This is a genomic window from Micromonospora sp. NPDC005171 (genome assembly GCF_040608575.1).
In the GTDB taxonomy this organism is placed as follows: domain Bacteria; phylum Actinomycetota; class Actinomycetes; order Mycobacteriales; family Micromonosporaceae; genus Micromonospora.
The window spans coordinates 61,371-77,155 of record NZ_JBEXIM010000006.1; the positions used below are offsets into that span (position 1 = coordinate 61,371).

The 15,785-nt window shown below is 69.5% G+C and carries 11 protein-coding genes; 9 read left to right on the top strand and 2 right to left on the bottom strand.

Annotated features, from left to right (window positions below):
• The first annotated feature begins 48 nt into the window (after positions 1-48).
• From ABZU74_RS11790 to mmsB, 4 genes are all read left to right on the top strand, one after another.
• On the top strand, positions 49-1,704 hold the full coding sequence (locus ABZU74_RS11790; RefSeq protein ID WP_355421573.1) for a ricin-type beta-trefoil lectin domain protein: 1,656 nt from the start codon (positions 49-51) through the stop codon (positions 1,702-1,704).
• 312 nt (positions 1,705-2,016) lie between these two features.
• Complete coding sequence (gene chvE / locus ABZU74_RS11795; protein ID WP_355421576.1) at positions 2,017-3,159, top strand: multiple monosaccharide ABC transporter substrate-binding protein; 1,143 nt, start codon at positions 2,017-2,019, stop codon at positions 3,157-3,159.
• Between the two features lie 83 nt (positions 3,160-3,242).
• Entirely contained in the window at positions 3,243-4,781 is a 1,539-nt protein-coding gene (gene mmsA, locus ABZU74_RS11800; RefSeq protein WP_355421579.1) for a multiple monosaccharide ABC transporter ATP-binding protein, read from the top strand.
• Positions 4,778-6,028 carry a multiple monosaccharide ABC transporter permease gene (gene mmsB / locus ABZU74_RS11805; RefSeq protein WP_355421582.1) on the top strand — a complete coding sequence of 417 codons (1,251 nt, stop codon included), beginning with the start codon at positions 4,778-4,780 and terminating at the stop codon, positions 6,026-6,028. Before mmsA ends, mmsB begins: the two co-directional genes overlap by 4 nt.
• A gap of 154 nt (positions 6,029-6,182) precedes the next feature.
• On the opposite strand, the gene ABZU74_RS11810 is transcribed toward mmsB, so the two are convergent.
• Positions 6,183-7,562, bottom strand: a complete 1,380-nt coding sequence (locus tag ABZU74_RS11810; protein ID WP_355421585.1) for a DNRLRE domain-containing protein — start codon at positions 7,560-7,562, stop codon at positions 6,183-6,185.
• Between the two features lie 220 nt (positions 7,563-7,782).
• Here ABZU74_RS11810 and ABZU74_RS11815 point away from each other — a divergent pair, with 220 nt between their 5' ends.
• The 4 genes from ABZU74_RS11815 to ABZU74_RS11830 all read left to right on the top strand — a co-directional run bounded on the left by ABZU74_RS11815 (position 7,783) and on the right by ABZU74_RS11830 (position 13,052).
• Entirely contained in the window at positions 7,783-9,093 is a 1,311-nt protein-coding gene (locus ABZU74_RS11815; RefSeq protein WP_355421588.1) for an MFS transporter, read from the top strand.
• Complete coding sequence (locus ABZU74_RS11820; RefSeq protein ID WP_355421591.1) at positions 9,090-10,073, top strand: hypothetical protein; 984 nt, start codon at positions 9,090-9,092, stop codon at positions 10,071-10,073. Before ABZU74_RS11815 ends, ABZU74_RS11820 begins: the two co-directional genes overlap by 4 nt.
• A 121-nt stretch (positions 10,074-10,194) precedes the next feature.
• A complete protein-coding gene (locus ABZU74_RS11825; protein ID WP_355421594.1) occupies positions 10,195-11,721 on the top strand; it encodes an alkaline phosphatase D family protein in 1,527 nt (508 codons plus the stop codon).
• Positions 11,722-11,735: 14 nt separating this feature from the next.
• The gene (locus tag ABZU74_RS11830; RefSeq protein ID WP_355421597.1) at positions 11,736-13,052 is read left to right on the top strand and encodes a hypothetical protein; all 1,317 of its coding nucleotides are present in this window, start codon (positions 11,736-11,738) and stop codon (positions 13,050-13,052) included.
• A 138-nt stretch (positions 13,053-13,190) separates the two neighbouring features.
• Here the strand turns inward: ABZU74_RS11830 and ABZU74_RS11835 are convergent, their stop codons facing one another.
• Positions 13,191-14,375, bottom strand: coding sequence for a low temperature requirement protein A (locus ABZU74_RS11835; RefSeq protein WP_355421600.1), 1,185 nt, complete (start codon positions 14,373-14,375; stop codon positions 13,191-13,193).
• A gap of 241 nt (positions 14,376-14,616) precedes the next feature.
• Between ABZU74_RS11835 and ABZU74_RS11840 the strand changes: the two genes are divergently transcribed.
• Complete coding sequence (locus ABZU74_RS11840) at positions 14,617-15,780, top strand: peptidoglycan DD-metalloendopeptidase family protein (RefSeq protein WP_355421603.1); 1,164 nt, start codon at positions 14,617-14,619, stop codon at positions 15,778-15,780.
• The last annotated feature ends 5 nt before the right edge of the window (positions 15,781-15,785 follow it).

Sequence of the window (15,785 nt, forward strand, 5' to 3'; positions counted from 1 at the left end):
CGACCCGAGGTCTTAGTTACGGACGGGCGTCACCGACAAGGAGGCTCGATGAACCGCATTACCCGAGGTCGTCGCTGGGGGAGCGTACTGGCGGCCGGAATACTGCTCGCCGGCGCCCTGGTCGGCCTTCGCGCCACGACCGCGCAGGCCCTGGACAACGGCGCGGCGCGCACTCCCCCCATGGGTTGGAATTCATGGAACTCGTTCGGCTGCAACATCAACGAGGCGCTGATCCGCCAGACGGCGGATGCGATCGTCAGCAGCGGTATGCGGGACCTGGGCTACAACTACGTAGTGGTCGACGACTGCTGGTTCAACCCCAACCGGGACAGCTCCGGCAACATCCAGGGCGACCCCGGCCGGTTCCCCAGCGGAATGAAGGCGCTCGGCGACTACCTGCACGCCCGGAACCTGAAGTTCGGCCTGTACCAGGTGCCGGTCGACAAGACCTGCGCGCAGTACTTCGGCTCCTACCCCGGCGCGACCGGCAGCCGTGGTCACGAGGTGCAGGACGCGCGCCAGTTCGCCGCCTGGGGTGTCGACTTCCTCAAGTACGACTGGTGCTCGCCGGAGGGCAGCATCAACGACCAGGTGACCACCTTCGCCAAGATGCGTGACGCGCTGGCGGCCACCGGCCGACCGATCGTCTACAGCATCAACCCCAACAGCATCCACGCCAAGACCGGCCCGCAGCGCAACTGGGGCGACGTGGCGAACATGTGGCGAACCACCGAGGACATCACCAACGCGTGGGACACCGGCCAGAGCAACGGCTACCCGATGGGCATTCAGAACATCATCAACGTGACCGTTCCACTGGCGTCCTACGCGAGGCCGGGCGGGTTCAACGACCCGGACATGATGGAGGTCGGCCGGGGCGGAATGAACGACACGGAGATGCGCAGCCACTTCGCGATGTGGGCGATCATGGCGTCTCCGCTGATCGCCGGCAACGACGTGCGGAACATGAACGCCGCGACGCAGACCATCCTCAAGAACGCCAACCTGATCGCGATCAACCAGGACTCGCTCGGGCTGCAGGGGACGCAGGTGTCGTTCGACGGCACGCGCCGGGTGCTGGCCAAGCGGCTCGCCAACGGTGACGTCGCCGTTGCCCTGTTCAACCAGGGCGGCTCGACGACGACGATCTCGACCACGGCCGCGGCCATCGGCAAGTCCGGCTCGTCGTTCACGCTCGTGGACGCCTGGACCGGTGGCACCAGCTCCAGCAGCGGGACCATCAGCGCCAGCGTCCCGGCGCACGGCACTGTGGTGTACCGGGTCAGCGGTGGCGGAACGACTCCTCCGACGACGCCGCCGCCGACCACGACGAGCGCGTACGCCAGCGCCGCCTCCGGCCGCTGCCTCGACGTGCCGAACAGCAACACGACAAACGGCACGCAGCCGGTCATCTGGGACTGCAACGGCGCCGCCAACCAGCGATGGACCAGCAGCGGTCAGACCCTGCAGGCCCTCGGCAAGTGCCTGGACGCGCCGCTGAACGCCACGGCCGGCGCCAAGGTGCAGATCTGGGACTGCAACGGCGGGACCAACCAGCAGTGGGCGGTCAACGCCAACGGCACGATCAGCAGCACGCAGTCGGGGCTCTGCCTGGACGTCAACAACAACGGTACGGCCAACGGCACCACGGTGATCCTCTGGACCTGCACCGGGGCGGCGAACCAGCGGTGGTCGCAGCGGTAGCCGATCGGGTCCACCGACCGCCGAGGTCGCGGCGACCCACCTGATCCGGCGGTGGTGCCGATGCCCGCGGACGACAGACGTCGTCCGCGGGCATCGGTCTGTAGAGTGCTGCGGACGACCACGCTGAGTTGCCGCGTCCTGCCCTTCCGGCGGAACGGCCGCATGGCTACGCTCGCCTGGATGCTCCGTTACGAGACCGTGACACCGGTATTTCGGATCTGGTGTTGACGCAATCTATGTGAGCGCTAACACTACCCGAAAGATGACACTTGGCCCCGGCAGTCGGCGGGGGAGTCCAGAGAGGAGAAGCCCGTGGGCAGGAAATTCCTGGTTGCTCTCGGCGGCGCCGCACTGGCGCTGAGTTTGGCGGCGTGCAGCGGCGGGGGTGCGGGCAGCGGCGAGAAGAGCGGCGACGAGAAGCCCAGCGATCTGACCATCGGTGTGTCCATGCCGACCCAGACCTCGGAGCGGTGGATCGCCGACGGCAACGCGGTGAAGTCGAAGCTGGAGGCCAAGGGCTACAAGGTCGACCTCCAGTACGCCGGCGACGACATCCCCACGCAGTCGCAGCAGGTCGACCAGATGATCACCCAGGGCGCGGATGTCCTGATCCTCGCCGCGATCGACGGCACGGCGCTCAGCAGCCAGCTGCAGGCCGCCGCTGCCGCGAAGATCCCGGTCATCTCCTACGACCGGCTGATCCGCGGCAGCAAGGACGTCGACTTCTACGTCAGCTTCGACAACTACAAGGTTGGCGTCGCCCAGGGCACCGCGCTGCTCGTCGGTCTCGGCCTGCTGAACAAGGACGGCTCGAAGGGCACCGCCAAGGGGCCGCTGAACGTCGAGCTCTTCGCCGGGTCGCTGGATGACAACAACACCCAGTACTTCTTCGGCGGCGCGATGGACACGCTGAAGCCGTTCATCGATGACGGCACGCTGGTCGTCAAGTCCAAGCAGACCACCCCCGAGCAGGTAGCCATCCTGCGGTGGCAGCAGGAGACCGCGCAGAAGCGGATGGAGAACCTCCTCACCTCCAGCTACAACGACGGTTCGAAGGTCGACGGGGTGCTCTCGCCGTACGACGGCATCTCCCGCGGCATCATCACCGCCCTGCAGAACGCCGGCTACGGCAAGGGCGCGAAGAAGCTCCCGGTGGTGACCGGCCAGGACGCCGAGATCGCCTCGATCAAGCTGATCAACGACGGCGTGCAGAGCTCCACGGTCTTCAAGGACACCCGGCTGCTGGCCGAGCAGGCCGTGAACGCGGCCGAGGCGTTCCTGCAGAAGAAGCAGCCGCAGGCCAACGACACCAAGACGTACAACAACGGTGTCAAGGTCGTCCCGGCGTACCTGCTGCCGATCGCGACCGTCTACAAGGACGACATCAAGGCGACGCTGATCGACTCCGGCTACTGGACGGCGGAAGAGGTCGCCGCCGGTCAGGCCAAGAAGTAAGCCACTCGTCGGGCCCGGCGGTCACCCGCCGGGCCCGACGCCTGGGCGTGTACCGCGTCCAGACCTGACGGAGGACAGTGACAATGGACGACACCATCCTCGAGATGCGTCGCATCACCAAGACCTTCCCCGGCGTGACCGCGCTGGAGGACGTCACCCTCGCAGTGCGCCGCGGGGAGATCCACGCCATCTGTGGTGAGAACGGCGCCGGCAAGTCCACCCTGATGAAGGTGCTGTCCGGCGTCTACCCGTCCGGCTCGTACGACGGCGAGATCCTCTTCGACGGCAAGCCGATGCAGTTCCGTGGCATCCGCGACAGCGAGGCCAACGGCATCGTCATCATCCACCAGGAGCTCGCCCTGGTGCCGTACCTGTCGATCGCGGAGAACATCTTCCTCGGCAACGAGCGGCGCGGCCGCAGCGGGCTCATCGACTGGAACTTCGCCAACGCCGAAGCGGCGAAGCTGCTGGCGTCCGTCGGGCTGCACGAGAACCCGGTCACCCCGGTTATCCAGCTCGGCGTCGGCAAGCAGCAGCTGGTGGAGATCGCCAAGGCGCTGTCGAAGAAGGTGCGCCTGCTCATCCTGGACGAGCCGACCGCCGCGCTCAACGACGTCGACTCGGCGCACCTGCTCGACCTGTTGCGGGCCCTCAAGGAGCAGGGCATCACCTGCATCATGATCTCGCACAAGCTCAACGAGATCACCGCCATCGCCGACTCGACCACCGTCATCCGTGACGGGCGCGCGGTGGAGACCCTCGACATGACGTCCGACGACGTGAACCAGCAGCGGATCATCCGCGGCATGGTCGGGCGCGACCTGGACAGCTTCTACCCCGACCGCGAGTCGTCCCCTGGTGACGAGGTCCTCCGCATCGAGGACTGGACGGCGCGGCACCCGGTCCAGGACCGGATGGTCGTCGAGGGCGTCAACCTGTCCGTACGCGCCGGCGAGGTCGTCGGCATCGCGGGCCTCATGGGGGCCGGGCGGACCGAGCTGGCGATGAGCGTGTTCGGTCGGTCCTACGGGCGCGACATCCGGGGTCGACTCTTCGTCCACGGGCGGGAGGTGCAGGCGCGCACCGTCGCCGAGGCGATCGACAACGGCATCGCCTACGTCACCGAGGACCGCAAGCGCTACGGCCTCAACCTCATCGACGACGTGCGGCGTAACGTGTCCGCCGCCGCGTTGGACCGGCTGTCCCGGCTGGGCTGGGTGAACGGCAACGAGGAGATCAAGGTTGCCGAGACCAGTCGCAAGGAGATGAACATCCGGACGCCGAGCGTCATGGCGGTGGTCGGCAAACTCTCCGGCGGCAACCAGCAGAAGGTCGTGTTGTCGAAGTGGCTCTTCACCGACCCGGACGTGCTGATCCTCGACGAGCCCACCCGCGGGATCGACGTCGGCGCCAAGTACGAGATCTACACGATCATCAACCGGTTGGTGGCCGCCGGTAAGGCGGTGATCGTCATCTCCTCCGAACTGCCGGAGCTGCTCGGAATGTGCGACCGCATCTACACCCTCGCCGCTGGCCGGATCACCGGCGAGATGCCGGTGGCCGAGGCGACTCAGGAGAGCCTCATGGAGCTGATGACCAAGGACAAGGAGCTCGTCGGATGACCAGCATCAAGACCCCTTCGACCGAGCGCCCGACGCCACCGGACGCCGCGCCGGCCGCCGCCCTGCACAGCGGGACGAACGACCTGCGCGCGCTGGTGTTGAACAACCTGCGGCAGAGCGGGATCTACGTCGCCCTGGTCGTCATCGTCGCGCTCTTCGCGGTCCTGACCGACGGGGTGTTGCTGAGCCCGGGCAACATCACCAACATCGTCCTCCAGTACTCCTACATCCTGGTCCTCGCGATCGGGATGGTCATCCTGATCATCGGCGGGCACATCGACCTGTCGGTCGGATCGGTCGTCGCGCTCACCGGAGCGGTCTCCGCCGTCCTGGTGATCCAGCAGGGCCATCCGTGGTGGATCGGTGTCGTCGCCGCGCTGGTCGTCGGCGTCGCGGTCGGCGCGTGGCACGGGTTCTGGGTGGCGTACGCCGGCATTCCGGCCTTCATCGTGACCCTGGCCGGCATGCTGCTGTTCCGGGGTCTCACCCTGCGGGTGCTCGACAACATCTCGCTGTCGCCGTTCCCGTCCGAGTACCAGCAGGTCGCGGCGGGCTTCCTCAACGGTCTGCTCGGCGGCCAGGGCTTCGACGCCTTCACGTTGCTGATCGGCGCCATCGCCGTGGCCGGCTACGCGGTCAGTGGCTTCCGCACCCGCGTGGCGCGTATCCGCTACCAGCAGCCGGTCGAGTCGTTCCCGCTGTTCGTCGCCCGGGTCGTGCTTGTCGGCGCGGTCCTCATGTACTTCGCCTGGCAGCTGGCGCACGCCCGAGGGCTGCCGATCGTGCTGATCATCCTGGCCGTCCTGGTGCTGGTCTACGGCCTGCTCACCCGGCGTACCGTCTTCGGTCGCCAGGTCTACGCGATCGGCGGCAACCTGTCGGCGGCGGCGCTGTCCGGGGTGAAGGTCCGCACCGTCAACTTCTGGATGTTCGTCAACATGGGCTTCCTGGCGGCGGTGGCCGGCGTCATCTACTCGTCGCGGTCCAACGGCGCCCAGCCCGCCGCCGGCAACATGTTCGAGCTGGACGCGATCGCCGCGGCCTTCATCGGCGGCGCGGCGGTCACCGGTGGCGTGGGCACCGTGGTGGGCGCGATGGTCGGTGGTCTGATCATGGCGGTGATGAGCAACGGCATGCAGCTGATGGGCATCGACCAGTCGACCCAGTCGGTGGTGAAGGGTCTCGTCCTGCTCGTCGCGGTCGCCTTCGACGTCTACAACAAGCGTCGCGCCGGCACCGCCCGCTGAGGCCTGGACAAGCACGCAAAGTGGCCCCTGACCGCAGAGCGGTCAGGGGCCACTTTGCGTGTCTGACCAACTCCGCAATCTTGCACTTTGGGTCGACGCTGTGCGGCTTACGCGGCGGAAGTCGGGACAGCAGGTGCACGATCGATGGGGTGGGTCAGTGGCAGGTGCTGGTGCCGCTGTCGGTGTAGGTCTGCCCGGCTACCGGTACGAACTGCCAGTCGTAGCTGTTGGAGTGCAGGGTGAACTTCAGGACGCCCCACGCCGAGCTGTTGCGCGCCTCGCTGTTGGGCTGGATGGTGCCGAAGCCGTAGTGACTCGCGCCGCCCATCCCGGCGACGAAGCTGCGCATGCCCCGGCTGGTGTCGGCGCCGCCGGACGGGTTCATCGGGGCGAACCGCTCGTACACGTGGTTGTGTCCCCACACCACGACGTCGGCGTTGTAGTCGTAGAGCGCCTGGTACAGCGGGCGCGTCGACGTCGACGGCGCGTGGTTGGAGCTGGACGTGAACAGCGGGTGGTGCCAGTACGCGATGGTGCACGGCTTGCTGCTGGCGGCCAGGTCCGCGCGCAGCCACTGCTCCTGCGTGGAGCCGGCCGACATGCTGATGTTCGAGTTCAGCGACACGATGTGCCAGTTGCCGAGGTCGTACGAGTAGTACCCGCGACCGCTCGGGCCGGCGGACGTACCGAAGTAGTTGTAGTAGCCGGTCGCGCCCGACGTGTTGTAGTCGTGGTTGCCCGGCGACGGGCGGGTGCGGGACTTGTGCCGACCCCAGGTGGGCTCGTAGTAGCTGCTGAACTGTGACGCGGTGCCGCTGTCGTAGACGTTGTCGCCGGTGGTGAAGACCGTTCCCGGGATGGAGTCGAGCAGCGTCGCGGTGGCGCTGTCGCCGGAGCCCGAGTCGGCGATGTCGCCGGCACCGACGAAGACCGGGTCGCCCGACGGCGGTGGCGTGGTGGTCCCGGTGGTGACCACCAGCTGCGGAGCGTCCGCGCCACTCTCGCGGGTGTCGTAGTAGGCGCCGTCGCCGCTGGCCGAGGTGGCGCCGAAGCTGTACGTGCCGTTGCCGGTTACCGCGGCCGTGACGTCGACCTCGTACCAGGTGTTGCCGCTGACCGCGCCGATGGTGCCGAGCGTGGCCCCGTCGATGGTCGGCTGGTTGTTCCAGGTGGTGCCGGTCTCCGACCAGGTCGTGTTGGACATCCGGCGGAACGTTCCACCGGCGTCGCTGCCACTGTTGCCACTGATGGTGCGCAGTCGCAGCTTGGCGCCGGTCACCGTGCCGCTGACACCGCTCACTGTGAAGCGCAGGAACGAGCGCCGCACCGGCGAGTTGTCGACAACGACCTGGGTTGACGTGCCGTAGTTGGTGGTGGCCGTGTCGCTCTGAACGTAGGTGTCAGCGACCGGCGTGAAGGTGACGCTCGCCGCCGACGCCGCGCCAGCGCCGGTCACGACGACGGCGGCGGTCGCGGCGACGATCACCGTGACCACCCCCAACGTCACCGACGGGCGGGGGAATCGAATGTCCATCCAGGACTCCTTACCTCGTGGGAAGAGCGCAAGGAATGTAGGAAGGTCGATCAGCCGGCGAGCGACCGGCGGATGAACAGTGCGTCCCGGCAGGCGAACACCTCGGTGTTGAGAGCCCGTTCACCCGCCCCTCGCCCGGAAGCCACCGGCGGTCAGTTGTGCGCTCTCCACTGAGTACGGACGATGGCTGCCCGTCGACCGTCGATCCGAGGAGATGCTCGTGTACCTGTCGACCGTCTCCCGGCCGGCCGCCGAGGAACCCGATCCCGCACCACCACGCCGACGGCTCGCGTTGGTCAGCGGCAACGTCGTCGCACTCGGCACGGTCAGCCTGATCACCGACGTCTCGGCCGAGATGGTTGCCGCCGTGCTGCCCCTCTATCTGGTGCTGGGCCTGCACCTCAGCCCGGTGGCGTTCGGCGTCCTGGACGGCGTCCACACCGGTGCCACAGCGTTGCTGCGGGTCGTCGGTGGCTTCGCCGCCGACCGGTTCCGGCGGCGCAAGCTGATCGCCGGCATCGGCTACACGCTCTCGGCGGTCGCGAAGCTCGGCCTGCTGCTCGCCGGCCGGTCGGTACCGGCGATCGGCGCCGTCATCGCCGTCGACCGAATCGGCAAGGGGGTGCGGAGCGCGCCGCGCGACGCGCTGATCACGCTCTCCACGCCACCCGAGGCGTTGGGTCGGGCGTTCGGGGTGCACCGGGCGATGGACAGCGTCGGGGCGTTCCTCGGGCCGCTCGCCGCGTTCGCGGTCCTGCTGGTCGTCGGGCAGTCGTACGACGCGGTCTTCGTCACCAGCTTCTGCATCGCGGCCCTGGCCGTGGTGGTGCTCGTGCTGTTCGTCCGGGAGCAGCCGCCCGGCCAGGCAACGGACGGCAAGGCGGCGGACGGCGAGGCGGCGGACCGGCCGGAGGACCCGAAGGTCTCCGTGCGCGAGGCGTTCGCACTGCTGCGCGGCGGACCCGCCCGCCGGCTGGTGCTGGCCGCCGCGATGCTCGGGTTGGCCACCGTCGGCGACGGCTTCGTCTACCTGTTGCTGCAACGCCGGGAGGACCTCGGTCTGCGCTGGTTTCCGCTGCTCGCGGTGGGGACCAGCCTCGCCTACCTGCTGCTCGCCGCCCCGCTCGGCGTACTCGCCGACCGGATCGGCCGCCTCCCCGTGGTGATCGGCGGCTACACCGCCCTCGGCGCGACGTACCTGCTGCTGGCCGGCCCGGTCGACGGTTGGCCCCTGATCGCGCTGACGCTGGCGTTGTACGGCGCGTTCTACGCTGCCACCGACGGCGTGCTCATCGCCCTCGCCGGACCGGTGCTGCCAGCGCGGCTGCGGACCACAGGGATCGCGCTCGTGCAGACCGGGCAGGCCTTGGCGTACCTCGTCTCCTCGGTGCTCTTCGGTCTCGCCTGGCAGGCGTGGGGACCGGAGAACGCGATCCGCGCGGCGGCCGTCGCGGTCGCCGGGGTCCTGGTCGGCACGCTGCTCCTGCTGGCTTCCCCGTCCCGTCTGATCACCCGGAAGGTGCCCCGATGACCGCGATGTCGAACCGAGCGAAACTCGGCGTGGTGGTCGCCTCGGCCGTGCTGCTGGGCAGCGTGGCGGCCGGCTATGTGGCCGTGGCGGCGGAACCCGCCTCGGCGCCGTCGCCCGCCAGCGGCGAGCAGGCGGTCACCCTGACACCCGGCCCGCGCCTGCTGGCGATCACCGACAGGTACGTGTCCACAGTCGCGGCGGCCGATCCCGCCGGGTCGCGTACGGTCTCCGGCCTGGAATGCCTCCGGGTGTACGCCGCCGCCGGCACCGGGGTCTGTCTGAAGCCGGAGACCGCGTGGTCGTACCAGGTGGTCGTGCTCGACGCGACGCTGCGCCAAACCCGGGCGGTGAGTGTGCCGGGGCTGCCGAACCGGGCCCGGGTCTCGGCCTCCGGCCGGATGGTCTCCTGGACCACGTTCGTCGGTGGTGACTCGTACACCTCAAGTGGGTTCTCCACCCGCACCGGGATCCTCGACACCCGCACCGGCGCCACGGTGGCCTCGCTCGAAGAGTTCGCGATCACCCGGGACGGCCGGGGCTACCGCAACGCGGACGTCAACTACTGGGGCGTCACCTTCACCGCCGACGACAACCGCTTCTACGCGACCATGGCGACCGGGGGTAGGAGGTACCTCGTCCGGGGTGACCTCGCGGCCCGTAGCGTCGAGACCCTGAAGGAGAACGTCGAGTGCCCGTCGCTGTCACCGGACGGCAGCCGGCTCGCGTTCAAGGAGGCGATCGACGCCGACCCGGCGAAGGGCTGGCGGCTGTCGGTCCTCGACCTGGCCACCATGCGGGTCACCGCGACCGCCGAGACCCGCAGCATCGATGACCAGGCCGCGTGGCTGGACAGCGGGAAACTCGCCTACACGCTGCGTGGCGACGACGGCCAGCCCGACGTCTGGAGCGTCCCGGCGGACGGGTCGGGCGCGGCGACGCTGGTGATCCCCGGCGCCGAGTCGCCGTCCCCGCTGACCTGACGGGCCGGCCCCGGGCCCGACGGTCCGGACACCTGAACGCCTTGGCGCGGACAGCATTCCGTCATGTCGGATTCCGCCCCGCACCCATCGCCGTTCATCGACGTTCCCGAGGCTGTTGACCATGACAAGGCTGAGTCGTCGCATTTTCGTCCTCAGTGGACTGGTTACCGCCGGAGTCGCGGTGACACCCCGCCAGGGTGCCCGCGCCGCGGTGCCGTACCCCTTCAAACTCGGTGTGGCGTCCGGTGATCCGGCGCCGGACAGCGTGGTCCTCTGGACCCGCCTGGCACCGTCCCCGCTCAACGCCGACGGGCAGGGCGGCATGGCCGACGCCGACGTGACAGTGGAGTGGCAGGTGTCCACCACCGACCGCTTCACCTCGCTGGTCGCCTCCGGCTCGGTGGTCGCCCGGTACGCCGACGCGCACTCCGTGCACGCCATCGCGGGCGGGCTGGCCGCCGACTCCGACTACTACTACCGGTTCCGGGCCCAGGGCCAGATCTCACCGGTCGGGCGGACCAGGACCACCCCGGCGCCCAGCGCCTTCGGCCGTGACCTGGTGATGGCCTTCGCCTCCTGCGCCCACTACGAGGCCGGCTACTACACCGCGTACCGGCGGATGGCCGAGGACAACCCGGGCCTGATCCTGCACCTCGGCGACTACATCTACGAGGGCGGCGTCGGCAGCTCCCCGGTGCGGCAGCACGTCGGCGCCGAGATCGTGTCGCTGGCCGACTACCGCCGCCGGTACGCGCTGTACAAGTCCGACCCGGACCTGCAGGCGGCACACGCGGCGGCTCCCTGGCTGGTGGTGCCGGACGACCACGAGGTGGAGAACAACTACGCCAACATGGTCCGCAACGACAGCAGCCCGACGCTCACCGCCGCCCAGTGGACCGCCCGGCGGACCGCCGCGTACCGGGCCTACTACGAGAACATGCCGCTGCGACCGGCGTCCGCCGCCAACGGCAACAGCATCCCGTTGTACCGACGTGTCCGCTGGGGGCAGCTCGCCACCTTCCACATGCTCGACACCCGCCAGTTCCGCGACGACCAGGCCTGCGGGGACGGCTGGAAGGTCTGCGCCGACGCGGACCTTGCCTCCCGGTCGCTGACCGGCGCCACCCAGGAGGCGTGGCTGCTCGACGGGCTGGCCCAGCGCTACGGCACCTGGGACATCCTCGGCCAGCAGGTCTTCTTCGCCCAGCAGCTCGACGCGAACGGGGCGGCGAGCATGGACGCGTGGGACGGCTACCGGGCCTCCCGCAGCCGGATCCAGACCGGCTGGCAGCAGCGTGGGGTACGTAACCCGCTGGTGCTCACCGGCGACGTGCACAGGTCGTGGGCCAACGACCTCAAGGCCGACTACGCCAACCCCTCCTCGGCCACCATCGGCACCGAACTGGTCTGCACCTCGATCAGCTCGACCGGCAACGGCAGCGGCAGCACCACGGTCCCGAACGCGGCGGCCAATCCGCACCTGAAGTTCTACTCGGACCGGCGCGGCTACGTCCGTACCACCATCAGCCGCAGCCAGGTCCGGGCGGACTTCCGCGCGGTGAACACGGTGACCGAGCACGGCGCGGCGGCCTCCACAGTGCGTTCGTTCGTCATCCTCGACGGCCAGCCCGGCCTGCAGGCCGGGTAAGGGAGAGAGCCACCATGAGCGCGATCACCGCACTGCTCACCGCATCCCTGCTGGTCCCGAACGTGGTTCCCGGGCCGACCGCGATGACCGCCGAGGCGGTCACCTGGACCACCGCCAACAGCGTCGCCACCGGCGACCAGGACCTGCCCTCCATCGCCATGAACCGCAACGGTCACGTCGCGGTGGTCTGGGAGGACGACCGGGACAGGACCGCCCCGGAGGACGACACCCACAGCGAGATCTACCTGCGGTTGTTCCGCGACGGCACGCCCGCGTACGAGCTGAAGCTCTCCACCGGGGGGACCAGCGGGGCCGCCTGGCGGCACCTCAGCCCCGACGTGGGGCTCGACGACCGGGGCAACGCCGTGGTGGTCTGGGCCGCCGACGGCGACGGCAACGGCGTCTACAACATCCAGTACCGGGTGGTGTCGCCCGCCGGCGCGGTGCTCGGCTCCGGGCAGGCCAACGCCAGCGACGCCGGGCAGCAGATCTGGCCGAAGGTCTCGGTCGACCCGGACGGCGCGCCCACCAACGCCGCCGCCGTCGGCTTCACAGTGGTCTGGGAGGACGTGCAGGGAACGGCTCCCGCCACCGTCAAGGCCGCCGGCTTCACCGCGGCCACCACCAAGGCGTACGAGGTGACGGCCTCGCAGACGACGGGCACGCACCACCGTCCCGACGTGGCGGTGTCCGCCTCCGGCGAGGCGTTGGTGGTCTGGGACGAGGACGCCGACGCGAACGGGTCGTACAACATCGGGCTGACCCGCCTGGCCCGCTCCAACGGTGCCGTGGCGCTGTCGCGGCGGACGGCCAACGCGCAGAGCGGCGGGCAGCAGCAGCGCGCCTCGGTGGCGGCGAACTTCGCCGGTGACTTCACCGTCGGGTGGGAATCCGACCACACCGGCACCCGGGGCGTCTGGGCTCGGTCTTTCACCGCGACGGGCACGGCCCGGCACGACGAGGTCCCGGTCTCCACCGGCACCGGTGCCATCGCTCCGGGCGTCGGCATCGACGACCAGGACAACATCGTGGTGGGCTGGACGGTGTCCGGCGCCAACCCGGACGTCTGGGCGCGGGGCCTCAACCCGGACGGCACGTCCACCGGCCGGCTGGCGGCGCAGGCGCTGAGCCAGACCACTACCGGTCGCCAGGAGCACTTCGCGGTCGCCGCGTCGCCCTGGGGTGAGGTGAGCGTCTGCTACACCGACGACAACGACGGCAACTCCTTCGACCAGGTGCTCCTCGGCCTGGGGACGACGAACTCCACCTGGCTGATGTCCGCCGACGAGCTGCGCCGACTCAAGGCGCGGGCGGAGGTCACCACCCACTGACCCGGGCCTGCGCCCGGCGTGGTGGACGAGCAGCGTGATCCACTCGGGTTCGGTGAAGTCGCGGTGTCCCCGGTAGTGGGACACCGCGACTTCCGCAAAACCGTGTCGATCACGCCGTTTCGTCCGGGTGCTACGGGCTCAATTGGCGCGGGTCAGCCGCTCGTAGAGCACCACGGCGGCGAGGAAGAGCGCCAGTAGCCCGAGGGCGGCCAGCGCGGGCAGTATCCGGGCCACCGGCAGCAACAGGAGGACGACGCCGATCGCGACGAGCTGACCCGACGAGCCGCGTACGGTCAGCCGGAGGAACAGCAGACGGCCGATGAGGTAGAGCGCGGCCCCGCCGTAGAGCACGGTCGTCGCCGACCACCCCATCGGCTCCCCGCCAGGGTGCCGAGCCTGATCCGTCAGGCTCGCGAGGATCAGGTGGATACCCAGGGCGAAGTAGACGACCCCGGCGACCAGCGGCAGGTGCGCGAGCGTGTACGCGTCCGACGCCAACTGTTGACGGCGTCGGGAGCGCGGCGAGGCCGAGGTCAGCACCTTCGTGGCTTCCGGGGCGACGCCCACGAAGTAGAGCCACCACAGGCACACGGTCGCGGCGAAGCCGAACACCGCAGCCAACAGCGCCGGCCAGGCGATCATGACCGGACCGACGCCGGCCCCGGCCGACAGCAGGGACTCACCGAGCACGATGATCAGCACCAGACCGTGGCGTTCGGCGAAGTGGGCCCCGCTGCGGACCTCGCCGAAGCTGGCGGAGGTGGCGATCCGGCCGCCGCCGTAGTCGACGAGGAACGCGACGGTCCACAGCACGGTCTGCGCGGTCCCGCCGAGGATGGCGCCCGCCAGAAGCGGAGCCCAGGCGATCGTGGTGGACGCGGCGAAGCGCAGGGTCTGCCGGCGGTACTGCGGGTTGCCGGACGAGGCGTAGGTCATCAGACCGAGGTGCAGCCCGCGGACCACGATGTAGGCGGCGGCCAGGGTGAGCGGTGGGCGCAGCGCTCCGTCGTGGCGTTGCCATGCCTCGGGGAGCACCAGGGCGGCCACGAAGATGGCTGCCATTGCCGCGAGCATCCCGGCCAGCACGGGGCCGTTGTCCGCGCGGACCTGGTTGCCCAGCCAGGCGTAGCAGCTCCACGCGTACCAGAACCAGAGCAGGAGCAGCAGCCCCTGGTAGAGGGTGAGTGGCCCCAGCGACTCCGCCATGAACCCGATGAGCCGCGTCAGCGCGAAGACCAGGACCAGGTCGAAGAAGATCTCGAAGGTCGTGGCCCGGTGTGCCTCCTCGACCAGCACCGGCCGGGACCGAAGGGCACGGCTCATCGGTTCATCCTCGTCGGTCCATGACCCTGCCCGGTGGTCGATGCGCGAAATCGGACGATGTAGGAAACCTTCGATCGGTGCGTTGACTTTGATGGTTTACTACACAACAATCAGCTCCAATATTCACATCCATCTCTGTTATTGGCCGATAGCCCCTGCTCAATCCCGCCAGCACCCACCCCTCAGCGGCCGCGTGCGCTCTATCGCTCCGGCCTGGACCCCCATGGAAAGCGAGGCCACGATGAGACAAGGTCGGCGACTGGTCGGCGGCGCAGCCGCAGCCCTACTGGTGGTCACGAGCCTGATCGGGGCGGCGCCCAGCGCCGCCTCCGCAGCCGTCACCCCCGCGCTCACCGACGCGGTGACCGCCAAGCTGCTCGGCGTCGCGCAGGTGTCCACCGCCGCGCGACCGGAGACCCGGGTCACCGTCAGCCGTACCAGCGGCAAGTGGGCGTTCGGCACCGCCGTCGCGCTCGCCCCCCGGCAGGAGGACGCCCACCCGACCGGGTCGATCTTCATCGCCCGGTCCGAGCCCGCCGGGTGGCGGATCGCCTTCGACGGCGAAGCCGCCTTCGGCGAACTGGCCGCCGCGTCGCCCCTCACGACGGCTCCGGAAAAGCGCGTACTCACCACCACCCCGGCCCCGATGTACGCCGGCGGCGACTACCGGACCGGGATGGCACTGCCGTTCGGGGTGGGCCAGACGTGGACGCTCACCAGTGGCCCGCACGGCTGGGGCGGAACCGAGTCGCCGTACAGCTCGGTCGACCTGGCCGGCGGTGACCAGGTGGTCCGCGCGGCGCGGGCCGGAGCGGCGTACACGATGTGCCAGGGGTGGATCCGGGTCATCCACGACCGGGGCTACTCGACCGACTACTACCACCTGTGGAACAGCATCTCCGTCAACGGCGCAAGCGTCGGCCAGGGTGCCGTGCTGGGCAACACCGGCACCGACGTGACCTGTGGCGGCGCCGCCTACGGTCGGCACGTCCACTTCGGGCTCCGGCAGAACAGCGCGTACGTGCCGATCGCCGGCCACGACATCGGCAAGTGGGTGCTGGCCAACGGCGCCGCCGCCTACCAGGGCGGGGCGCGGCACGGGTCGGCCTGGGCCGGTGCCGGTGCGGGTCTCTACAACTACGGCGCGCTCGGCTTCAACCAGGGGGTGGTCGACGCGAACGGCGGTGGGGTGCTCACCCGACGTGCCGGGCCGGGGACCGGCTACGGCTCGCTCGGCTCGGTGGCGGACGGCGCCACCGTCACCATCTCCTGCTCCGCCAACGGCACCTCCCACACCGGGCGGTACGGCACCACAGCGCTCTGGAACCGGTTGAGCGACGGCAGTTGGGTGTCCGACGCCTACCTGTCCACCGGGGTGAACGGCCCGATCAACGGCTGGTGCTGACGACG